This is a genomic window from Stenotrophomonas sp. pho (genome assembly GCF_006228405.1).
Lineage (GTDB): Bacteria > Pseudomonadota > Gammaproteobacteria > Xanthomonadales > Xanthomonadaceae > Stenotrophomonas > Stenotrophomonas sepilia.
This window is the reverse complement of record NZ_CP029759.1, coordinates 1,413,503-1,435,490: the sequence shown is the minus strand read 5'-3', so window position 1 is coordinate 1,435,490 and position 21,988 is coordinate 1,413,503. Positions and strand designations below refer to the sequence as shown.

20 protein-coding genes and 2 pseudogenes are annotated in these 21,988 nt (G+C 66.4%); 11 read left to right on the top strand and 11 right to left on the bottom strand.

Annotation, left to right across the window (positions count from 1 at the left end):
- Nucleotides 1-31 precede the first annotated feature (31 nt).
- Together DL544_RS06750 and DL544_RS06745 are read left to right on the top strand one after the other, a co-directional pair.
- Complete coding sequence (locus DL544_RS06750; RefSeq protein WP_139726928.1) at nt 32-901, top strand: YajG family lipoprotein; 870 nt, start codon at nt 32-34, stop codon at nt 899-901.
- Nucleotides 902-1,014: 113 nt separating this feature from the next.
- Nucleotides 1,015-1,974, top strand: a complete 960-nt coding sequence (locus tag DL544_RS06745) for an acetyl-CoA carboxylase carboxyltransferase subunit alpha (protein ID WP_065177439.1) — start codon at nt 1,015-1,017, stop codon at nt 1,972-1,974.
- 313 nt (nt 1,975-2,287) lie between these two features.
- Here DL544_RS06745 and DL544_RS06740 read toward each other — a convergent pair whose 3' ends face one another.
- Nucleotides 2,288-2,743 (bottom strand): CopD family protein, encoded by a 456-nt coding sequence (locus DL544_RS06740; protein ID WP_053497082.1) that lies wholly within the window; start codon nt 2,741-2,743, stop codon nt 2,288-2,290.
- 187 nt (nt 2,744-2,930) lie between these two features.
- Here DL544_RS06740 and DL544_RS06735 point away from each other — a divergent pair, with 187 nt between their 5' ends.
- Nucleotides 2,931-3,521, top strand: coding sequence for a class I SAM-dependent DNA methyltransferase (locus tag DL544_RS06735; RefSeq protein WP_005415837.1), 591 nt, complete (start codon nt 2,931-2,933; stop codon nt 3,519-3,521).
- A 93-nt stretch (nt 3,522-3,614) separates the two neighbouring features.
- A complete protein-coding gene (locus tag DL544_RS06730; protein WP_139726927.1) occupies nt 3,615-4,922 on the top strand; it encodes a polyhydroxyalkanoate depolymerase in 1,308 nt (435 codons plus the stop codon).
- Nucleotides 4,923-5,032: 110 nt separating this feature from the next.
- Here DL544_RS06730 and DL544_RS06725 read toward each other — a convergent pair whose 3' ends face one another.
- On the bottom strand, nt 5,033-6,022 hold the full coding sequence (locus DL544_RS06725; protein WP_139726926.1) for a sensor domain-containing protein: 990 nt from the start codon (nt 6,020-6,022) through the stop codon (nt 5,033-5,035).
- On the bottom strand, nt 6,019-6,384 hold the full coding sequence (locus DL544_RS06720; RefSeq protein WP_004150914.1) for a PadR family transcriptional regulator: 366 nt from the start codon (nt 6,382-6,384) through the stop codon (nt 6,019-6,021). Before DL544_RS06720 ends, DL544_RS06725 begins: the two co-directional genes overlap by 4 nt.
- 136 nt (nt 6,385-6,520) lie before the next feature.
- Between DL544_RS06720 and DL544_RS06715 the strand changes: the two genes are divergently transcribed.
- Nucleotides 6,521-7,423, top strand: a complete 903-nt coding sequence (locus DL544_RS06715) for a peptidylprolyl isomerase (RefSeq protein WP_139726925.1) — start codon at nt 6,521-6,523, stop codon at nt 7,421-7,423.
- Between the two features lie 590 nt (nt 7,424-8,013).
- Here the strand turns inward: DL544_RS06715 and DL544_RS06710 are convergent.
- On the bottom strand, nt 8,014-8,886 hold the full coding sequence (locus DL544_RS06710; RefSeq protein ID WP_065177444.1) for a DMT family transporter: 873 nt from the start codon (nt 8,884-8,886) through the stop codon (nt 8,014-8,016).
- Between the two features lie 115 nt (nt 8,887-9,001).
- On the opposite strand from DL544_RS06710, the gene DL544_RS06705 reads away from it, so the two are divergent.
- Nucleotides 9,002-9,946, top strand: a complete 945-nt coding sequence (locus DL544_RS06705) for a LysR substrate-binding domain-containing protein (protein ID WP_005415832.1) — start codon at nt 9,002-9,004, stop codon at nt 9,944-9,946.
- A gap of 68 nt (nt 9,947-10,014) precedes the next feature.
- On the top strand, nt 10,015-10,308 hold the full coding sequence (locus DL544_RS06700) for a hypothetical protein (RefSeq protein WP_005415831.1): 294 nt from the start codon (nt 10,015-10,017) through the stop codon (nt 10,306-10,308).
- Nucleotides 10,309-10,339: 31 nt separating this feature from the next.
- On the opposite strand, the pseudogene DL544_RS06695 reads toward DL544_RS06700, so the two are convergent.
- Together DL544_RS06695 and DL544_RS06690 are read right to left on the bottom strand one after the other, a co-directional pair.
- Nucleotides 10,340-11,154 (bottom strand): annotated as a pseudogene (locus DL544_RS06695) (DUF4349 domain-containing protein).
- Entirely contained in the window at nt 11,151-11,507 is a 357-nt protein-coding gene (locus tag DL544_RS06690; protein ID WP_053497067.1) for a GFA family protein, read from the bottom strand. The pseudogene DL544_RS06695 and the gene DL544_RS06690 overlap by 4 nt, the downstream one beginning before the upstream one ends.
- A gap of 112 nt (nt 11,508-11,619) precedes the next feature.
- On the opposite strand from DL544_RS06690, the gene DL544_RS06685 reads away from it, so the two are divergent.
- On the top strand, nt 11,620-13,428 hold the full coding sequence (locus DL544_RS06685) for a DUF885 domain-containing protein (protein ID WP_065186377.1): 1,809 nt from the start codon (nt 11,620-11,622) through the stop codon (nt 13,426-13,428).
- Nucleotides 13,429-13,514: 86 nt separating this feature from the next.
- On the opposite strand, the gene DL544_RS06680 is transcribed toward DL544_RS06685, so the two are convergent.
- From DL544_RS06680 to DL544_RS06665, 4 genes are all read right to left on the bottom strand, one after another.
- A complete protein-coding gene (locus DL544_RS06680; protein WP_005415827.1) occupies nt 13,515-13,949 on the bottom strand; it encodes a hypothetical protein in 435 nt (144 codons plus the stop codon).
- Between the two features lie 151 nt (nt 13,950-14,100).
- Nucleotides 14,101-15,369 (bottom strand): bifunctional glucose-1-phosphatase/inositol phosphatase, encoded by a 1,269-nt coding sequence (gene agp / locus DL544_RS06675; RefSeq protein WP_005415826.1) that lies wholly within the window; start codon nt 15,367-15,369, stop codon nt 14,101-14,103.
- Between the two features lie 67 nt (nt 15,370-15,436).
- Entirely contained in the window at nt 15,437-17,269 is a 1,833-nt protein-coding gene (smrA, locus tag DL544_RS06670) for a multidrug efflux ABC transporter SmrA (protein ID WP_139726924.1), read from the bottom strand.
- A gap of 155 nt (nt 17,270-17,424) precedes the next feature.
- A complete protein-coding gene (locus tag DL544_RS06665) occupies nt 17,425-18,987 on the bottom strand; it encodes a serine hydrolase (protein ID WP_065177449.1) in 1,563 nt (520 codons plus the stop codon).
- Between the two features lie 110 nt (nt 18,988-19,097).
- Between DL544_RS06665 and DL544_RS06660 the strand changes: the two genes are divergently transcribed.
- Nucleotides 19,098-19,541 carry a VOC family protein gene (locus DL544_RS06660; RefSeq protein WP_065177450.1) on the top strand — a complete coding sequence of 148 codons (444 nt, stop codon included), beginning with the start codon at nt 19,098-19,100 and terminating at the stop codon, nt 19,539-19,541.
- Nucleotides 19,538-20,408, top strand: a pseudogene (locus DL544_RS06655) (DUF72 domain-containing protein). The gene DL544_RS06660 and the pseudogene DL544_RS06655 overlap by 4 nt, the downstream one beginning before the upstream one ends.
- Here DL544_RS06655 and DL544_RS06650 read toward each other — a convergent pair.
- Complete coding sequence (locus tag DL544_RS06650; RefSeq protein WP_139726923.1) at nt 20,329-20,943, bottom strand: Pr6Pr family membrane protein; 615 nt, start codon at nt 20,941-20,943, stop codon at nt 20,329-20,331. The pseudogene DL544_RS06655 and the gene DL544_RS06650 sit on opposite strands and share 80 nt — an antisense overlap.
- Before the next feature lie 79 nt (nt 20,944-21,022).
- Here DL544_RS06650 and DL544_RS06645 point away from each other — a divergent pair, with 79 nt between their 5' ends.
- The gene (locus DL544_RS06645; RefSeq protein WP_139726922.1) at nt 21,023-21,970 is read left to right on the top strand and encodes a DMT family transporter; all 948 of its coding nucleotides are present in this window, start codon (nt 21,023-21,025) and stop codon (nt 21,968-21,970) included.
- The last annotated feature ends 18 nt before the right edge of the window (nt 21,971-21,988 follow it).

Genomic DNA, 21,988 nt, shown 5'->3' with positions numbered 1-21,988 from the left:
TTCCCGTTCCAGACATCAAGGACGATCGCCAATGAAGACCCTGCTGTTCCCGTTCGTTGCCGCACTGGCGCTGGCCGCCTGCTCGCCGTCGAAGATCGAGTTCCAGATCGACAACCCGACCGACACGCCGCTGGCGCTGAGCATCGACGGCCAGGACCTGCCGGTGGCCGCGCACGGCTCGCGCCCGGTCTCGCTGGGCGTTGGCGAGCATCGCCTGCATACCGACACGCTCGGCGACGTGCGCTTCATCGTCTACGTCGACGGTCGTGGCGGCCTGATCAACCCGACCCTGAGCGAATACGTGATCGCACGCGAGGTCTACGTCACCGACGAGAGCAAGCTGAAGAACTTCGGCACCGGCAAGGCCGGCATCGAGCTGGGCGGCGTCGACTTCGAGGGCCCCTTCGAGAAGCACCACGACCTGTTCATCGACAAGACCTGGACCTACGGCGTGCGCGAACCGTTCCCGAAGGAAAAGGTGGTCGCCCACGTCGATTCCAGTGGTGGCCAGATCGTCGCCAAGGTGTTCACGGCACCGGATTTCATCGCCTACGTCGAGGAAGGCATGGGCGAGCCGGGCGCGTTCAAGCGCGAACAGCCGGCCGGCTACGTGGCCCCGGCATACAGCCTTGAACCGGCACCGGCCAGCCTGCCGGCGCTGGCACCGGCCTTCGAGGCGCATGCCGCGCCGCTTCGCGAGGTCTACGCGCGATGGCTGAAGGCCACCACCGCCGATGAACAGAAGGCCCTGCGCAAGCAGGACTTCGCTGCGCAGATGGCCTTCACCTCGGCCACTGCCACCCTGGGCAGCGGCCTGGGCCGGGAGGCCAACGAGGCCTACAACGACTTCGTTTCCCAGCGCAGCCAGTTGATGGGCCGCAGCGCCCTGGTGGTGCCCTGAGCTGACTGGCGCCGCCTGCCCGGCTGCGCTACCGTCGCCTTCCAGACGAAGGCGTACGGGTGGTTTGCACGCATTCGGCTAGAATTGCCCCCTTCTTTACACGACGGCTTCCGATGAATCCGAACTACCTCGACTTCGAGCAACCCATCGCCGACCTGGAAGCCAAGATCCAGGAACTGCGCAACGCCAGTGCCGGGCCGGCGGTCAATGTCGAGGCGGAAGTGCACGCGCTGCAGGACAAGCTGCGCATGCGCACCGCGCAGATCTTCCGCAACCTGACCTCGTGGCAGGTGCTGCAGCTGGCCCGGCACCCGTCGCGTCCGTACACCGCCGACTACATCCGCGTCATGTTCGATGAGTTCCAGGAGCTGGCCGGTGACCGCGCCTTCGCCGACGACAAGGCGATCATGGGCGGCCTGGCCCGCATCAATGGCCGCGCGGTAATGGTGATCGGCCACCAGAAGGGTCGCGACACCAAGGAAAAGATCAAGCGCAACTTCGGCATGCCCAAGCCGGAGGGCTACCGCAAGGCGCTGCGCCTGATGAAGATGGCCGAGCGCTTCGGCCTGCCGGTGCTGACCCTGATCGACACCGCCGGTGCCTGGCCGGGTATCGACGCCGAATCGCGCGGCCAGTCCGAAGCGATCGCGCGCAACCTGATCGAGATGGCCGAGCTGAAGGTGCCGATCATCTGCACCGTGATCGGTGAAGGCGGCTCCGGCGGCGCGCTGGCGCTGGGCGTGGGCGACCGCACCGTGATGCTGGAATACGCGGTGTACTCGACCATCACCCCGGAAGGCTGCGCCTCGATCCTGTGGAAGGACGCCAGCAAGGCCAAGGAAGCCGCCGAGCAGCTGGGCCTGACCGCGCCGCGCCTGAAGAGCCTGGGCCTGGTCGACAAGGTCGTGCGCGAGCCCACCGGCGGCGCCCACCGCAACCCGACCCAGATGGCCAAGCGCCTGAAGGCCGTGCTGCTGAACGAACTGGACGCGCTGGACAAGCTGTCCACCGAACAGCTGCTGGAGCAGCGCTACACCCGCCTGCGCAGCTACGGCACGTACGAAGCGGCCTGATTCATCGGCTTGTTACTTTCTTGCTCGTGCAAGAAAGTAACCAAAGAACACGCCGCCGAACACGAACCGGTGCTATGTACCGGTTCCCTGCGCTTCTCGGTGAATCAGGGGACGGCGCCGAACTCGCTGCGCTCAGACATCGGCACCTCTTCGCCCCTGGTTCACCTGCGATGCTCGGCTCGCTCATGGCGGACCTGAACATCAAAAGCCACAGCTGCGCCCAGTAGATCCACGCCATGCGTGGATGCCTCTGCTTTGGCGAAGAATCACGCGAACCCGTAGAGCCAAGCATGGCTCTACGGATAACGGACGGTCAGAACGGCTTTGCCAGCACCAGCCACACGATCGGAATGAACGCCAGCAACGGAATCTCGTTGATCCAGCGCAGCGCGCGCGACGACGGCAGCGCCCTGCCCTTGGCCACGCCCTTCAACAGACGGCCGATCCAGCTGAAATACACCAGCAGCACCACCACCAGGCCCAGCTTGGCGTGCAGCCAGCCAGCGCCGCCCGGCGCGACCATGGTCGGGAAATCCGGGATGACCTTGTAGCCCAGCCACAGCACCAGGCCCAGCACAAAGGCCAGGCCGAACATCGAGTGGCCGAAACGGTACAGGCGCAGGCCCATCAGCTGCAGGCGCTCGGTCACCGCCGGCTGGCCTGCGGTCTCGGCCAGGTTGACCAGGATGCGCGGCAGGTAGAACACCGTGGCCATCCACGCCACCACGAACACGATGTGGAAGGTCTTGACCCAGTAGTAGCTCTGCATGCGCTCGCTCCGGCGGCTGGCGTAGATGGGCGCCTATTGTCGCAGTAGAGCCACCTCATGGGTGGCTGCCGCGTCCAATCGCCGCATCAGGACAGCCATGCATGGCGTGGCTCTACTGCGGGTCCGCCACACCCGGGGGCGCAACGCCGTACGATAGGCACCGTTTTCCCTGATCGCGCACCGCCCCATGGACAAGACCTACGACGCCGCCTACTTCCAACGCTGGTACCGCCGCGCCGACATCGGCGGCAGCGCCCGCCTGGCGCGCAAGGTCGCGTTGGCCGTGGCCAGTGCCGAGTACTACCTGGAACGACCGATCCGCAGTGTGCTGGACATCGGCTGCGGCGAAGGCGCCTGGCGCGCACCGCTGCTGAAGCTGCGTCCGAAGGTCGAATACCTGGGCTTCGACAGCAGCGAGTACGCTGTGCGCCGCTATGGCCGCACCCGCAACCTGCACCTGGCCAGCTTCGGCGATTTCGCCTGGCTGCGGCCCTGCGCGCCGGTCGACCTGCTGGTGTGTTCGGACGTGATGCACTACGTTCCCGACCGCGAGCTGCGCGCCGGCCTGGCCGGCGTGGCCGAGCTGACCGGTGGTGTGGCCTTCCTGGAGACCTTCGCCGCCGAGGACGCGTTCGAAGGCGACCACGACGGCTTCCAGGCCCGCCCAGCACGCTGGTATCGGCGGACGCTGGCCCGGCACGGCCTGCAGCCGGTAGGGTCGCACTGCTGGCTCGGCCCCGCCCTGGCAGGCGATGCCGCCGCGCTGGAACGGATGTGAATCCGGATTCATTATTTTCAGCCAACTTAACCTGCGGGACACCCGGATGGGATATGCTGCGCGGCAACATATGACCATACATATTCGGTCGTCATGCTCTATCAACTGCACGAACTGACCCGCAACCTGCTCGCCCCCTGGGTGCACCAGGCCCAGGCCAACGCCAGATTCTTCGCCAACCCGGGCCACTGGTGGTCGCAGATGCCCGGCGCCGATCGCCTGGCGGCGGTCAATGAGCTGTTCCACCGCATCGGCAAGGATTACGAGAAGCCCGAGTGGGGCATCAACGAAATCGAGGTCGACGGCGAGCGCGTGCCGATCGTCGTGCACGAGGAAGTGAGCAAGCCGTTCTGCAAGCTGCTGCGCTTCAAGCGCCACAGCAATGAAGCCGACCAGCTGCACACCATGCTCAACCAGCCGTTCGTGCTGGTGGTGGCACCGCTGTCCGGGCACCACGCCACGCTGCTGCGCGATACGGTGCGCACGCTGCTGCGCGACCACCGTGTGTACGTCACCGACTGGGTGGACGCGCGCATGGTGCCGGCCAACGAAGGCGAGTTCGGCCTGGACGACTACATCGCCTACATCCAGGAGTTCATCCGCCATCTGGGCGTCGAACGCCTGCACGTGGTCAGCGTGTGCCAGCCGACGGTACCGGTGCTGGCCGCGGTTTCACTAATGGCCAGCCGTGGCGAGCCGACACCGCGCACCCTGGTGATGATGGGCGGCCCGATCGATGCCCGCTGCAGCCCGACCGCGGTGAACAACCTGGCCACGCAGAACCCGCTGTCGTGGTTCGAGAACAACGTCATCCACACCGTGCCGGCCAGCTATCCCGGCGCCGGCCGCCGCGTGTATCCGGGCTTCCTGCAGCACGCCGGCTTCCTGTCGATGAACCCCAGCCGCCACTTCAGTTCGCACTGGGATTTCTACACCGACCTGGTCAAGGGCGACCTGGAAGACGCCGACGCGCACCGTCGCTTCTACGACGAGTACAACGCGGTGCTGGACATGCCGGCCAAGTACTACCTGGATACCATCCGCGTGGTGTTCCAGGACTTCCTGCTGCCGCGTGGCGAGTGGGTGGTCAACGGCGAGAAGGTCGACCCGTCGGCGATCCGCGATACCGCGCTGCTGAGCATCGAGGGCGAACTGGACGATATCGCCGGCCTTGGCCAGACCGAAGCAGCGCAGGCGCTGTGCACCGGCATTGCTACTGACCGCCGCGAGCATTTCATCGTCGAAGGCGCCGGCCACTACGGCATCTTCAGCGGCCGTCGCTGGCGCGAGGTGGTGTATCCGAAGGTGCGCGACTTCTTCGCTGCCCATGCCGAGGCACCGGCGGCGAAGGCCACGAAGAAGAAGAGCAACGTCACTCCGTTGCGGCGAAAGGCGGGGTAACTCCCCGCCGTGGGGTCGGATCCCTTTCCAACGGAAAGGGCTCTGACCCAGCATGATGGGATCCGGGGTCAGAGCCCTGTTCTGCGTACAGGGATCCGACCCCTGGCCTGTTACAACCGCACCAGCAGGTTCTTGGCAATCAGCCCGTGCAGCTTGCCGATGCCGCGTGCCAGGTGCATCGTCAGCAGCAGCAGCAGCGCGCCCACAGCTGCGATCACGATGCCCACCAGCGGCGAGGCGGCCATCGGCAGCACGTTCACGCCATCGACGTAGACACCCGGAATGTCACCGCTGAACAGCGCGGCCACCGGCGCCCAGATGAACCCCAGCGACAGCGACAGCAGCGTCACCGCGATGGTGAAGTAGACCACGCCCAGCGGCAGCATCAGCACGAAGTACAGCAGGGTCAGCCAGGTACGGCCATCGGTGAACATGTCGCCGATGCGCTGCAGCCACGTGCGGCTGCGGTCGGTGTAGTGCGGACGGCGCGGCATGCGCTCGCCCAGCAATGCTTCCACCAGCCGCCCTTCCAGCAGCGCCAGCCCGCGCACCGAGCCGAAGAACAGCACGGTCAGCGGAATGCCGACGATCAGGATCAACAGGCCGAGCGAGAGCGACAGGCCGGTCACCACCCAGGTGAAGAAGAAAATGCCGGTGGCCAGCGACAGCAGCATGTAGAACAGCGCGCCATAGGTATGCGGATCGGCCACCACGCCGAAGAAGCGCGCCAGCAGCGAGCGTTGCACCGGCGCCGGCGGCGGTGAGGCCGGCTCGACGCCACTGGCTTCCGCCGCCGCACGCAGCACCGGCGCGGTATCCGCACGCGGCGTGCGCAGCGCGCGGTTCACTGTCACTTCGGTCTCGCGGTAGATGTCGGCCACTTCGTCCGGCGCGCCATAGCTGCCGGCAACGTCGGCGATCACCTCGGCCTCGCTGCGGCCGGGCTGCGCGGCCAGCTCCGAGCGCAGGTATTCCTCGGCGTCGTACAACGCGTCCTGCACCATCGCCGGATCGGCACCTTCCAGCGCAGCGCGCAGCTGCGCCAGGTACTGCGGAATGGTGGTCGGCAGGGCGCGGCCTGCCAGGCTCGGGTCGTTCATTGCGGTACCCCCTCCAACACGGAATCGACGGAATCGCGGGTGGCCTGCCACGCCTGGCGCCACTGCGCCAGCACCTCGCGGCCACGTTCATTGATGCGGTAGTAGCGCCGCGGCGGCCCGCTGCTGGACGGCTCCACATGGCTTTCCAGCAGGCCGGCGCCCTCCAGGTTGCGCAGCACCGGGTACAGCGCGCTCTGCTTGCCGCTCAGCACGCCCTCGCCCACCCGCTCCAGCTCCTTGGCAATGAGGTAGCCGTACAGCGGCTCCCCGGCCCGGGCCAGCACCGCCAGCAGGGCCAGCGACACCGTTCCGGCGCTGAGCTCCTTCTGGAACTTCTTCAGGTGGACATCGTCCTCGGACATGGCCGGCCCTCCACTACGTTGAAGTCCACAGTAGTGCGAAGTTCGGTATAGCGAATGTGTCGTTAGTCACTCTGCCGGTTGGCGTGACCGGATTGCTCGCGCAGAATCGAAGCCTCGTTCATGTTCCGGGGTTCCCATGCCGCACCGCCGTCGCCTTGCCCTGACCGCCCTCGCCCTCGCCTGCCTGCTGCCCGCCATGGCCAGCGCGGCCTCGCCTTACCGCAGCCCGCAGCAGATCTTGGACGCCTCGCCGGCCAGCGACTGGCGCACGCCGGACCCGGCCAACCTGCTGTACATGGACCTGCCGGCCGGGCGCGTGATCATCGAGCTGGCGCCGCAGTTCGCCCCGCGCCATGTCGCCAACATCCAGACCTTCGCCCACGAGCACTTCTGGGACGGCACCAGCATCTACCGCTCTCAGGACAACTTCGTGGTGCAGTTCGGCGATGCCGACGCCGATGACGCGGCCAAGGCCAAGCCGTTCGGCAGCGCCGCGCGCAAGCTGCCGGCTGAATTCGAGCGCGCCAGCGCTGGCCTGAAGGTCAGCGTGCTGCCGGATCGCGATGGCTGGGCCGCGCAGACCGGTTTCGTCGACGGCTTCCCGGTCGGCCAGGACCCGCAGGCCGGCAAGGCCTGGCTGGCACATTGCTACGGCATGCTGGGCGCCGGCCGCAGTAACGAAGAGGACAGCAGCATCGGTGCCGAACTCTACGTGGTGACCGGCCAGTCACCGCGTCAGCTCGACCGCAACATCACCCTGGTCGGCCGCGTGCTGAAGGGCATGGAACTGCTCAGCGCGACCCCGCGCGGACCGGCGCCGATGGGCTTCTACACCGACCCGAATCTGCGCACGCCGATCGTGGCGATCCGCCGTGCCAGCGACGTGCCGGCGGCCGAGCGCGCACCGATCCAGGTACTGCGTACCGACTCGAAGACCTTCGCCGATACGGTGGAGGCGCGGCGCAACCGCGTGGATGATTTCTACAAGCGCCCGGCGGGGCATATCGACCTTTGCAATATTCCGGTGCCGGTGCGGTGATGGTTTCCGCACGTTACGCGTGCTGAAGGTACTTCACTGTTCATGGGCGTCACTTTTCTTTTCGCGCGAAAAGCAAAGTAACCAAAAGAAACGCGCCGCCAGGTCGCGAGCCGCCGTGCTTCGCACGTCGGTCCCCTGCGCTTCTCGGTGAATCAGGGGACGGTGTACAGAAGGCAGCCGACTAACAGTCGGCTCTACAGGACATCGGCGCCTCTTCGCCCCTGATTCCCCTGCGATGCTCGGCTCGCTCAAGGCGGACCCAGTTCAAAGGCCACAGCTGCACCCAGTAGATCCACGCCATGCGTGGATGCTCTTGCTGTTGATCTTGACCTTCCAGTCCGCCTTGAGCGAGCCGAGCACCGCAGGTCCGGCGAGGGCGAAGAGGCGCGGGTGTTTGAGCGCAGCGAGTTCCCGCGCCGTCCCTCGACGGGCCGAGGAGCGCAGGGTACCGGTGCGCAGCACCGGCTCGCGACCTGGCGGCGTGTTTCTTTGGTTACTTTCTTTGCACGAGCAAAGAAAGTGACACCTCCCCGCAGGCGCGGAAATGGGCCCGCCGGGCATGGCTCGGTGCTACCGCTGCGTACGCGCGCTCAGCCCTTCTGACTCACCGCCACGCTACCCAGAATCAACGCACCGGCAATCAGCATCTGCAGCGTCACCGGCTCATCCAGGAACAACCACGCAAACGCCGCACCGAACAACGGAATCAGGTAGGTCACCGTCGACGCCCGCGACGGGCCGATACGACCGATCAGGCGATAGAACATCAGGAACGCCAGGCCGGTACAGGCCACGCCCAATGCGATCGCCGCGCCCCAGGCCTTCAACGGAATCGCCGCCTGCGGCCAGTGGCTGACCGCCATCGGCAGCATCCACAGCGAGGCGCACGACAGCGTTGCCGCCGCGGCGGCGGCCGACGGCAACCCGGTCATGTGCCGCTTCACCAGGTTCACGCCCAGGCCGTACAGCAGCGATGCCGCCGCACCGGCCAGCACTGCGGTGCCGATGCTCAGGCCGGAGACCTTGGCCGTGGCCAGCACCACCACGCCGGCGAAGCCGACCAGCAGCGCCCCGGCACGACGCATGCCGATCTTCTCGCCGAAGAACAGGAACGCGATCAGCGCGGCGAACAGCACCGTCATCGCATTGCAGATCGCACCGATCGCGGCCGGCGCCTGCTCGGCGGCGTAGGCAAACAGCACGAACGGCAGCGCTGAGTTGATCAGGCCGATCGGTGCCAACCACAGCCAGCGGCGCGGCGGGAACTGCGCGCGAGCGCGCCACAGGAACGGCAGCAGCACCAGCGCGCCCAGCACCAGCCGTACCTCTACCAGCGCGAATGGGCCGAACGACGGCACCGCCACCCGCATGAACAGGAACGAGCAGCCCCAGATGGCGCCCAGCAGGGTCAATTCCAGCGGCGTGCGCCAGTCGCGCTCGGCCGCCTGTGGGATCGCATTCATGTCCTGCCTCCGTCCATCGTCTGTTCCTCGCCAAGGCAGACAGGATCAGGCGCAGACGCCCGCCGCACAAGCGCGTAGTATCGCTGTCAGCCACAAATATGGTTTGAGGCTCGACATGCTGCTCCGTCCTTCCCTGCTCCCCGCACTGGCCGTGTTCGCGGTCGCCGCACGCCACCAGAATTTCGCCCAGGCCGCGCAGGAGCTGCACCTGACCGCCAGCGCGGTCAGTCACCACGTGCGCCGCCTGGAAGAAGTACTTGAAGTTCGCCTGTTCCTGCGCCACGCCCGCGGCGTGCGCCTGACCGCCGAGGGTCGGCAGCTGGCCGACGCCGCCAGCGCCGCCTTCACCGATGTCGCGGCGGTGGCCCATCACCTGCAACCGGATGCCGACAGCGTGCCGCTGCGGATCACCACGCTGCGCTCGCTCTCGTACTGCTGGCTGCTGCCGCGACTGCCACGCTTCACCCAGGCCTATCCACACATCCGCATCGAGCTGCACACCGGCAGCGGGCTGGATCGCTACGACGACAACGGACCGGAAGTCGGCATCCGCTACGGGCTGGGCCAATGGCCGGGCCTGCGTGCGCAGCACCTGATGGATGACTACCTGTTCCCGGTGGCCTCACCGGCACTGGCCGGGGTCGAAACGCTGGTCGATCCGGCGCGCATCGCCGAGCTGCCGCTGCTGACCGACCTGTCGCCGCAGGGCTGGCGCGACTGGTTCCGCCACGCCGGCGCGCGCCCGCCGTCGCCGATGCCGCCGATGCACACCTTCGCCGACAGCACCGACGCGATGCGTGCAGCGGTGTATGGCATGGGCGCGGTGCTGGCGCGCACCCACATCGCCCAGCCCTACCTGCAGCGCTACGAGGTGGTACGCCTGCCCGGCCCGGCATTGAAGGCGCGCTATGCCTATCACGTGGTGCACGCAGAAGGGCAACCGCCGAGCCCGGCCGCGCGCCTGTTCATCGACTGGTTGCTGGAACAGGCGCAGGACGAGCGCACGCCGATTCCGGCATTGCCGGACAGCCTGCTCGGGCGGCCGGCAACGCACGCCTGACTGCGCCCTCACCCGTTCTTTGCCTCACGCTGGCTAGGCTGCTGGCGAACCCACAACGTACCTATGCCATGGCCATGCTGCGACTGCGCATCACCGGAACCGAAGACGACGCCCGCGCCATCAGCGACCTGCTGCTCGGCCTGGACGGCATCGAACATGTCGAAGAAACCGACGACCTGATGCCGCACATGGACGACGACGATTCCAGTTCGGCCGGGCTGTCCGATGACATCGGTCCGGGCATCCACGAGCTGGAAGTGGAAGTCGGCAATGAAAGCACCGCGCAGAAGGTGCGCGATGCGGTGCAGGAACTGGCGCTGGAACTCGATGTGTTCGTCGAGTACGAGACCGACGAGGGCTGATGCCGGCTGACGGCCGGCATCGGCCTTCATCTCAGGGGTTGGGCGGTAGCTTGCGACGGCGGCGACGCCACCATGCCCGCACACCCCAGGCCGCGATCAAGGCCAGCACCGCCACCGGCAGCAGCGCGGCAGCAGCGCGGATCAGGAACGCAATGCTGGTGCTGAGGATGCTGCCCGACTCGCTCAGCGCCTCGCCGATCTCGCTGCGGCTGCGCTGGCCAGAGGTGGTGTCGAAGTGGATCGCCACCAGCTGGGTATCGATGCGCCGACGCTGCTGCGCGGCGTCCTTGTTGGCCTGCTCGACACCCGCCTCGATCTCCGACAGGCGCGTGGTGATCGCCATCAGGTCTTCGACCTTCAGGTCCTTGCGGTCCTGGTAGGACAGCAGGCGGGCGTGCTCCTTTTCAAGCCGCGCCTTGGTCAATGCCGTGTCGGCCACCGCCTGCGCGAGATCCTCGGCGCGCGTATTGCGGGACTGCAGCTTGCCGCCTTCACCAGCCATCGCGATCAGCGGCTCGGTGCCCTTCGGGGCGATGCGCACCTTCACTTCACCGCTGGGCTGCTCGCCGCCGTGCTGCTCGACCTGCAACACTGCACAGTCACCGAACTTCGCGCTCTGGCAGGCCTGGGCGATCTTCTGGATGCGCGGTGCGATCTGCGCCGCCTCCAGCTGCACCTGCACGTCGTGTTCGTAGGCCAGGAAGGCGCCTTCCGGCGAAGCGATGGCCGCCTCCGCGGCCGTGGCGCCCGCATCCCCACCATGTCGCCCTGCTTGGCGCAGGCGCCCAGCGCCAGCAGCAGTACCGGCAGCACCGCCCTGCGCGTCCACGCTCGCACCGGCCTCACAGTGCCGCTCCGTCGTAGGAGGTCACCGAAAGGCCAGCCAGATCCACCTGCGGCACGCAGCGCACGTTCACCGCCACCATCGGTGTGCCGGTGCGAGGGTCGACCGCTTCGCTGTAGGGAGCGATACCACACTGGCGGCAGTGGTGGTGGTCGATGTGGGCCTTGTTGAAGTGGTAGGTGGCCACGTCAGCCGGATCGGTGGCCAGCTGGAACGCCGCACGCGGGGCGAACCACAGCAGGCTGCCGCGACGCCGGCACATCGAACAGTTGCAGTCGATGACGTCGCTGATCGGCGCCTCGGCCTGTACGGTGAATGCGATCCTGCCGCAATGACAGCTTCCTTGGTATTCCATGTCCTGCGCTCCTTTGGAGGGTCCTTGAATCCGCCCATGGTAATCCTATGGCACGGGGACAAAGCAGCGACGGGGCCCTATGCTCAGGGTTTGACCCCGTACAGGAATGCCGATGCGCCCGCATCTTCTTGCCCTCGCCCTGGTAGCCGCGCTGGCCGGTTGCCAGCCGGCCGACGCCCCGACCAATGCTTCCACCCCGGCCGCCAGCCAGCAGGCCGGTGACGCGGCGGTCGACGCCGCCTTCGCCGATCTGTCCAAGCGCGCGCTGGACACCTGGATGCAGCTGTCGCCAGTCAGCGCCACCCAGATCGGTGACCACCGCTACGACAGCGAGCTGGACGACCTGAGTGCCGCCGGCCAGCAGAAGACCGTGGCCGCCTACAAGGCGCTGCTGGGCGAGCTGGACAAGATCGAGGTGGCCAAGCTGGGCCGTGAGAACCAGGTGGACGCAGCGATCCTGCGCAACCAGCTGCAGTCGGAAATCTGGAACGCCGAAGTGCTGCAGTCCGGCAAGTGGGACCCGCAGCTGTACAACGGCATCGCCGGCAGCGCGATCTACGGCCTGATGGCGCGCGAGTTCGCACCACTGCCGGAGCGCCTGAAGGCGGCCACCGCGCGCATGGAGAAGCTGCCGGCGATCTTCGCCCAAGCCCGCGAGAACCTGGACCCGGCCCGCGTGCCGAAGATCCACGCCGAGACCGTTGCCAAGCAGAACAAGGGCATCCTCAGCATCGTCGATACCTTCATCACCCCGCACATCGGCGAACTGCCGCAGGCCGACCAGCAGCGTCTGCAAGCGGCCATCGACGGCCTGAAGAAGGCCGTGGACGAGCAGCAGACCTGGCTGGACAAGACCCTGGTACCGAACGCCAAGGGCGACTTCCGCATAGGTGCGGAGAAATACGACCAGAAGCTGAAATTCGCGCTGAGCTCCTCGCTGTCGCGCCAGGAGATCGGTGAGCGTGCGCGCGCCGAACTCAAGCGCGTGCGCGAGGACATGTACGGCATCGCGCAGACCGTGCTGAAGGACAAGCCGGGTGCACCTGAGATGCCGGCCCAGCCGACCGACGAGCAGCAGCAGAAGGCGATCGAGGCCGCGCTGGAACTGGCCTACGCCGACAAGCCGGCACGCGACAAGGTGGTCGACGATGCCAAGGCCGCGCTGGAGCAGTCCACCGCGTTCGTACGCGAGCACGATCTGATGACGCTGCCCGATGCGCCGGTGGACATCATCCTGATGCCGGAATTCCAGCGTGGCGTGGCCGTGGCCTACTGCGATTCGCCGGGCCCGCTGGACAAGAACCTGAAGACCTTCTACGCCGTGTCGCCGATTCCGGACGACTGGAACGAGAAACAGGTCGACTCGTTCCTGCGTGAGTACAACTCGCGCATGATCCACCTGCTCAGCATCCATGAAGGTACTCCGGGCCATTACCTGGAAGGCTGGCACTCGGCCAAGTTCCCCTCGACCCTGCGTGCGGTGTTGCGTTCAGGCCTGTTCGCCGAAGGCTGGGCGGTCTACACCGAGCGCATGATGCAGGAGCAGGGTTACCTCAACAACGATCCGCTGTTCCACCTGGTGCAGCTGAAGTTCTACCTGCGCACCATCTCCAACGCGATCCTCGACCAGGGCGTGCACGTGGACAACTGGGATCGCGAAAAGGCGATGCACCTGATGACCCACGACGCGTTCCAGCAGGAAAGCGAAGCGGCCGGCAAGTGGGTGCGCGCGCAGCTGACGTCGGCACAGCTGCCGACCTACTTCGTCGGTGCGCAGGAACACTTCGACACCCGCAAGGCAGTGCAGGAGAAGCTGGGCGACAAGTTCAACCTGAAGGCGTACCACGACCAGGTGCTGTCCTACGGCGCACCCCCGGTGCGTTTCGTACGCCAGCTGATGCTGGACCAGCCGATCGAGTGATCGGGGTGGTGTAAGTTGGAAACGGAACGGCCCGGGCAAACCCGGGCCGTTTCTGCAGGCCGCCCCGAAATGACGGAACGGAGAACTCAGACGACCACTGCTGAGTAGACTCGAGCGGCGAGATCATGCGCGACGCCCATATTGACCAGTGCAAAATCAGACTCGTCTTCCCCACCGGTCTTTTTGACAATCTCCTGCAACTGGTACCTGCGCTCATACGAGGCCAGCACATCGCCAACGTCGCCTTTCGAACGGGCAGCACAAACGATCACCTTGCATCCTGCCTGTGCAAGTTGGTCGATCAGACCATCCACGGTTCCGGAAACATCACCACGGTTGAAAATTCCGATCTTGCATCCGTTGATCTGAACTATTGCACTGAAGTCGAGCTTGTGGCCAATAGCCTCAAACGAAATCAATCGCGTGGCAGAGTGCGCAGCCAGCAGTCGGTACAACATGAGAAGCGTCGAGCTCTTTCCCGAGTTGCTGGCGCCACGAAGCGCGATCAGCTGTTTTTTCATTTTCGAAGTCCATTTTCAGGGTTGAAATAATGCTGCCGGAACCTGGCAGCGAGCACACACATCATGCCACCGAGTTGCACCGGATTCAGCGGCATTGAATGGCGGCAATCCAAGTGTCGGCACCCGCCTGGTTCACGGGACTCTGCGGTCTTCAGACACCATCGACAGCCCTTTTGCCATCTCCGCTGAAGGCCCTCACTTTAGCTCCAAGTAGTTGCCTAAACTGCGCTTCAGTGCACCCAGTCTTCGCACACCCTTGCGGCACCAGCGTCGCCCGTACCGGCGGCTGCATTTCACTCAGTGGCACCGCGTCACGCAACTGCTCCTTGGTGGGATAGACATATACCAACCGGTAGTGCGCCCTCCCGCTGTGCCCACGCCAGCGTTCGAACTGCAGCAGGCCACCGATCGGTGTCTTCTCGTACTGCCCCGGCAGGCTGTAGTCGCTGATTCCCAACGCCGCCAGCACCGAGCCGATGTTGGAATCGTGACCGACCAGCAGGGTCACCTTCGGCGACGCCGGGTCGTCGAACAACGCATTCACTCTTGTCAGCAGCGGAGCGGCCACATCACGCGCCACCTCGGGCGTTCCGAACAGGATGTCCTGGTAGCGGTTGCGGATCTGCGCCAGCGCCTGCCATTGCGCCTCGGTGGTCAACCGGCCCCAGCCTTCGCGGGGGATGCCACTGCCCTGGTAGTGCTCCATCAACAAGGCATCGACCAGCCCGCTGGCCAGCGCCAGTGATCCGGACGCGCGAGGCTCCTTGCCCGGTTCCGTACTGAAGGTGGTATCGGCCAGCGCCAGATGGCAGTCGCTGTGCCCCTTGCATGCCGCCGACTGCGGATAGCGGGTGATCTCCTCCACCACGGACAAAGCCGGTGCCAGGTCCACTGCGGCCAGCTCTCGCTGCATTGACTCCAGCACGCGCGTGCGGAATGCCGCGTCGTCGTTGTGGATCACCGGATCGAACAGCGGATCCATCGTCCCCAGCGCCATGCGCTGTTCGACCGTGACATGGCAGCCCGGAAACGCACCGGCAATGAAGAACTGCGCGGTGGCCTGGGTGCGCTGCAGGCTGTTGGCGTACGCGTGGAAGTCATCCTCCTGCGGGCAACCCGACACCGGCAACAGCTGCGCCTGGCGCAGCCACTGGCCGATGTAGCGCCCCATGTAGACCTCCAGCACACCGCCCTTGGTGGTCAGCTCGCCCGGTGCCACCTCCCAGCGCGGCCAGTCCTCGGGCGTCGCATTGGCCAGCGCACCGGAGGCGACCACTGGCGCGCGCAGGTTGTGGCGGCTGAGCAGGACGACCTGCTCGAGCTGGTCGCCGTCCATCGGTGCCGGCGCAGCCGTGGCAACCGTAGCAACCGTGGCAACCAGGCTGAGTGCCAGCAACAGGGAGCGCAGGGGGCGGATCATGCAGGTCTCCGGAAACACGCTAGGGTCAGAGCCCTTTCCTGCGGAAAGGGATCCGACCCCGAAACGATCATTGATCGGCAGCAACAAATCCACCGGTCTGTCGTGCCCACAACCGTGCGTACAGACCACCGGCCGCGATCAGTTCGGCATGGCTGCCGGTCTCGACGATGCGGCCCTGGTCCATCACCACCAGCCGGTCCATGCGCGCGATGGTCGACAACCGGTGCGCGATTGCGATCACCGTCTTGCCGCCCATCAGCTCATCCAGGCTGTCCTGGATCGCCGCTTCGACTTCCGAGTCCAGTGCCGAGGTCGCTTCGTCCAGCACCAGGATCGGCGCGTCCTTCAGCAGCACGCGGGCAATGGCGATGCGCTGGCGCTGGCCACCGGACAGCTTCACCCCGCGCTCGCCGACATGCGCGTCGTAGCCACGACGCCCCTGCCCGTCCACCAGCGTATCGATGAAGGCTTCGGCACGCGCCTTGGCTACGGCAGCACGCAGCTGCTCCTCGGTCGCATCGGGGCGGCCGTACAGCAGGTTGTCGCGGATCGAGCGATGCAGCAGCGAGGTGTCCTGGGTGACCACGCCGATCTGCTGGCGCAGGCTTTCCTGGGTGACGTAGGCGATGTCCTGGCCGTCGATCAGGATGCGGCCACTCTCCAGGTCGTACAGGCGCAGCAGCACGTTCACCAGGGTCGACTTGCCGGCACCGGAAGGACCGACCAGGCCGATCTTCTCGCCCGGCTTCACCACCAGGTCGAGGCCGGCGATCACGCCGCCCTTCTTGCCGTAATGGAAGTGGATGTCCTGGAAGTGCACGCCACCGCGGGTCACCTGCAGCGGCACCGCGTCCCCGCGGTCCTGCACGGTCAGCGGCTGGGCGATGGTCGTGATGCCATCCTGCACCGTGCCGATGTCCTCGAAGATGCCGTTGATGGTCCACATGATCCAGCCGGACATGTTGTGGATGCGGATCACCAGACCGGTCGCCAGGGTGATCGCGCCCACGGTGATATGACCGCCATTCCACAGCCACAGCGCGAGCCCACAGGTGCCGGCAATCAGGAAACCGTTGACGATGGCGATGGTCAGGTCCATGCCGGTGGTTATCCGGGTCTGCGCGCGGTGCTTGACCGCCAGTTCCTGGATCGACTCGGCCACGTAGGCCTGTTCGCGCCCGCCATGGGCGAACAGTTTCAGCGTGGGAATGTTGGTGTAGCCATCGACGATCCGGCCCATCGCCTTGGAGCGCGCTTCGGACGCAATCCAGGCCCGTTCCTTCGCGCGCGGCACGAAGTAGACCATGATCACCGCATAGGCCAGCAGCCACAGGACCAGCGGCACCATCAACCGCCAGTCCGCCTGCGCGAACAGGTACAGCGCCGTGCCGGTATAGACCACGATGTACCAGAGCGAGTCGACCATCTGTACCGCCGACTCGCGCAGCGAGGTACCGGTCTGCATCACCCGGTTGGCGACGCTGCCGGCGAAGTCGTTCTGGAAGAAGCTCAGGCTCTGCCGTACCACGTAGTTGTGCATCAGCCAGCGCGAGCGGTTGCTCAGGCCGGGCACGATCGCCTGGTTGACCAGCAGGTTGTGCAGGCCCACCAGGATCGGCCGCGCGATGACCGTGATGAACAGCATCCAGCCCAGTTCATTGGCATGGCGCTTGAAGAAATCGGCACCGGGCTGCTCGGCGACCATATCGACGATGCGGCCCAGGTAGTCGAACATGGCCACTTCCACCAGCGCCAGCAGCAGGCCGGCAATCAGGGTCGCCAGCAGCACCGGCCAGACCGGGCGCAGGTAGTGCAGGTAGAACGGCAGCACCTTGCGCGGTGGCATGCGCCCATCCACGGGCGGGAAAACCGGGATCAGGGATTCAAACCAACGGAACATCGCATTCCCTCGCCATCAATAGCCGGCGGAGTATCCCACGCCGGATGTGTACGCCGGCCGACGATGCCGCGGCGCCGGTAGTGCCGGCCGCTGGCCGGCAACCTCGCGACGTTTCCAGGGATCATGAGGTTGCCGGCCAGCGGCCGGCGCTACCCTCATTCTTTGACCGGGGTGAACAGCAGGTCCTGGAAATCGAAACTGAAATCGGTCAGGTCGGAAATCGGCTGCATGCGCACCTCGCGCACCTTGCCATCCGGGTCCAGGCTGAAGTTCACGAACGCATCGGCGTTGAGCGAACGGTCGTCCCAGCGCACGATGAAGGTGTCGTGCTGCCAGTGCTCCAGGCGCCCGCTCAGCTGCGCGGTCTTCGCAAAGCGCAGGCGCAGGCCCTTGCCTTCGGCGCTGATCTGCATGTCGCCATACCAGCGGTCACGGAAGCTGCCGGTGTAGCCGGCCAGCGCCAGCGATGGCCTGCTGCCCTTGTCGCGTGCGCTCTGGTGCTTGGCCCAGGCCTCGTCGGCCTTGTCCTGCCCCTTGGCCACGGCCTTGGCATAGGCATCCACCCAATCGTGCTTTTCTCCGCCCAGGTAAGCGTCAAGCACGCTCAGGGTGATCGCATTGAACGCCGCGCCCACTTCCTGGTTGGTCAGCACCACCACGCCCAGCTTCTCGCCGGGCACCAGGGTCAACCGCGAGACCATGCCCGGCCAGCCACCGGTGTGCCAGACCAGCTTCTGCCCGCGGTAGTCGCTCAGGCTCCAGCCTTCGCCATAGCCGGCGAAGTTGGCCCGCGCCGGTGCCAGCTCCGGCACGCTCGGCGCCGGGATCGACTGCGGGGTGATCATCCGCCACATCTGCTGCTGGCTCTTTTCACTGAACAGCACCGTGCCATCGGCGAGCTTGCCTCCGGCCAGCTGCACCTGCATCCAGCGCGCCATGTCGTGCGCGCTGGAATAGATGCCACCGGCGCCGGCATTGTTCGACCAGGTCAGCGGTGCAACGGTGCGCAGGTCCTTGAAATCGTACTTGGCGTGGCCGACCGCCGCCTTGTCACCTGGCTTCAGGTGGTCGGCGTTGTAGCGCGTGCCGGCCATCCCCACCTTGTCGAAGATGCGCGTCTGCAGGAACTGCTGGTAGCTCATGCCGGACACGCGCTCGATCACCTGTTGGGCGACCGCGTACAGGATGTTGTCGTAGGCATAGCTCTCGCGGAAGCCGCCCTTCAGCGGCACCCTGCCCAGTCGCTCCACCACTTCGGCGTTGCTGTAGGAGGTGGCCGGCCAGAACAGCAGGTCACCGGCGCCCAGGCTCAGCCCGCTGCGATGCGACAGCAGGTCGCGGATCGTCATCTGCCCGGTCACGAACGGATCGGACATGCGGAACGACGGCAGGTGATCGATCACCTTGTCATCCATCTTCAGCTTGCCGTCCTCGGCCAGCAGGTTCAGCGAGGTGGCGGTGAACGCCTTGGTATTGGAAGCGATGGCAAACAGGGTGTCGGCCTGCACCGGTTCCGGCTTGCCCTGCTCGCGCACGCCCCAGCCACGTTCCAGCACCACCTGGCCATCCTTGACTACGGCCACGGCGATGCCGGGCACGTCGAACTGCGTGCGCACGCGCTCGACGGTCGCATCCAGGTCCTGCAGCTGCTGCGGGGTCGCCGCATTGGCCATGGTCGTGCACGCCAGCAGCACGGCTCCTCCGATCCAGGTTTTCATCCAGCACCATCTCCGAACAGGGGTAGCGGCCATGTGCAGGCCGTCACCGGGGTTTCGCAGGATGGTAACGGTCGTCGATGCACCCTGCCCCGTGCCATAGGAGGGGTGTCATGGGCGGGAATGGCCAACCAAGCAACGGCTCCACCATCATTCCGTGCCTGCGCTACCGCGACGCGCTGGCCGCCATCGACTGGCTGCAGCGGGCCTTCGGCTTCCATGCCCAGGCCGTGTATGCCGATGGCGATACGGTTTTCCATGCCCAGCTCACCTTCGGCAGCGGCATGATCATGCTGGGCTCGGCCAGCAACCAGAGTGCGTGGAGCAAACACGCGGCCCTGCCTGACGAGGTCGGCGGCCGCCAGACCCAGAGCGCCTGCGTGATCGTCACCGATGTCGATGCGCACTATGCGCGGGCCAAGGCGGCTGGAGCGCGCATCGTCATCGACATTGCCGACCAGGACTACGGTGGCCGCGGCTACGCCTGTGCCGATCCTGAAGGCTACCTGTGGTGGTTCGGCAGCTACGACCCCTGGCGCGAGGACCACAGCCAGTGACCGCTGCCGGCCAGATGGCGATCCGCTGCGGTATTGGCGGCTGGGTGTTTCCCGAGTGGCGCGGCGGCATGTTCTATCCGGTGGGACTGCCGCAGCGCGAGGAACTGGCCCATGCCAGCCGCGCCCTGCGCTGCATCGAGATCAACGGCACCTTCTACCGCACGCCGACTGCGGCCCAGTGCGCGCAGTGGGCCGCGCAGACGCCGGAAGGCTTCCGTTTCTCGATGAAGGCGCCACGCTACCTGGTGCAGCGCCGCGACCTGGCCAGCACCGTGGAAGCGGCCACGCCATTCCTGCAGGCGGCACTTGCGCTCGGTGACCGGCTCGGCCCGCTGCTGTGGCAGTTCGATCCGCACCATCCGGCCGACGCCGATGCATTGGAAGCGCTGATGGCGCAGCTGCCGAAGCAGCTCGAGGGCGTGCCGTTGCAGCACGCTCTGGAAGTGCGCAACGCCAAGGCACATGGACCGGCTCTGGTCACCGCCGCGCGCCGCCACGGCGTGGCGCTGGTGATCGAGGACAGCGACGAGGCGCTATTGCATGGCGATGTCAGTGCGGGCTTCGTCTACGCGCGGATCAAGCGCAGCCAGGCCCGCTTGAACGAGGGCCTGCCTGCGTCCGTCCAGCAGCGCTGGGCTGAACGCGCACGACGCTGGTCACGCGGCGAGCCGGTGGACGACCTGCCCTGCCTGGCCGGGCCCGCCCCGGAGACCCCGCGAGGTCTACCTGCTGTGCATCGGTGCCGGCAAGGCCCGCAACCCGGCCGCAGCGATGGCCCTGCAGCGCCTCATCGACGGCGCCAGCGGTCCAGCCCCCACAGCAGGGTCCAGCCCACCACGAAGACGCCCGCAACGCGCAGCACGTTGAGCAGGAAGGCCGCCAGGCCCAGGCGTTGCAGGTCGAGGAATGGATACGGCGCCTGTCCGGTCATTGCAGCGACCAGCATCGCCCAGCCAAGGTAGACCAGCGGTACCAGCAGCACGCCGCCCAGCGCGCGCCAGCGCAGCGCCCCATGCGGCAGCAGCCACCACCACCCCAGCAGGTACAGCACCGGCACAGCGTAGTGCAGGCCGGCATCGACCCACCATTGCAGCCCGGTGGGCTGCCACAGCCCCTGCAACGCCAGCATGTAGATGCACGCGGTCACCCCGATGCACAACGCGATCACCGCGGCGACAGTCGTGTCCAGCACACCCGCACGGATCAGCCTGACGCATCCCAGGCACACCGCCAGGTTGCTGAGAATCGTGAAGTAACCAACGAAGCGCAGTGTCGCCATGCCGACCCCGGCAGCCGCCCCGGGGCCGCGTAGCAGCAACAGGTATTGCAGCAGCAACGCGGTGGCGGCCGCCAGTGCAGTCAGTGCTACCCATGCACGCAGGGCGGAGCGGTTGGCAGCCATTGCAGGGTTCCCCTGAGGAGTTTCCGCGAGCATGCCACAGGCGTCGCCGGCGACCGTACGATTGCCTCACAATAGGCCGATGAGCACACCCGACACCCGCAAAGCGCTGTGGCAGATCCATTTCTGTGTCCTGCTGTGGGGCATCACGGCCATCCTCGGCAAGCTGATCACCCTGCCCGCACTGCCGCTGGTGTGGTGGCGCATGCTGCTGGTGACGGCGATGCTGGCCCTGCTGCCGCGGGTCTGGCGCGGGTTGCGCACCCTGCCCCTGCGGCTGGTGGCAGGCTACGCCGGCATCGGCGCGCTGGTCGCCCTTCACTGGCTGACGTTCTACGGCGCGGTGAAGCTGGCCAATGCCTCGGTGGCTGCCACCTGCATCGCACTGGCACCGGTGTTCACCTCGATCATCGAGCCGTGGGTGGCCAAGCGGCCGTTCCAGCTGCGTGAGCTGGCGTTTGGCCTGGCGGTGCTGCCGGGTGTTGCGCTGGTGGTCGGTGGCGTGCCCGATGGCATGCGCCTGGGTGTGTTGATCGGCGCGATCTCGGCGCTGCTGGTGGCGGTGTTCGGTTCGCTCAACAAGCGCATGGTCAGCCATGCCGATCCGCTCACGGTCACCGCGCTGGAGCTGGGTGCCGGCACCCTCACCCTGACCCTGCTGGCGCCGCTGGTGCCCTATCTGCTGCCGGCGCTGGCCAGCCCGCTGTGGGTGGTCCCGAATCTGCACGACGGGATCCTGCTGCTGGTGCTGGCCGGGTTCTGCACGCTGCTGCCGTTCGCCCTGGCCCTGGTCGCACTGCGCCACCTGAGCGCCTACACGGTGCAGCTGGTGACCAACCTAGAGCCGGTCTATGCGGTGGTACTGGCGGTGGTGCTGCTGCGCGAGCAGCACGAAGTCACCCCGTGGTTCTACCTGGGCGTGGCGATCATCGTCGGCGCGGTGTTCCTGCATCCGCTGCTGAACCGCCGCAAGCCGGTGCAGCATCCGGAAATCCTTGGCACGGCCGAAGCGCGCAACATCGCCGATTGAGTGCATCCACGCATGGCG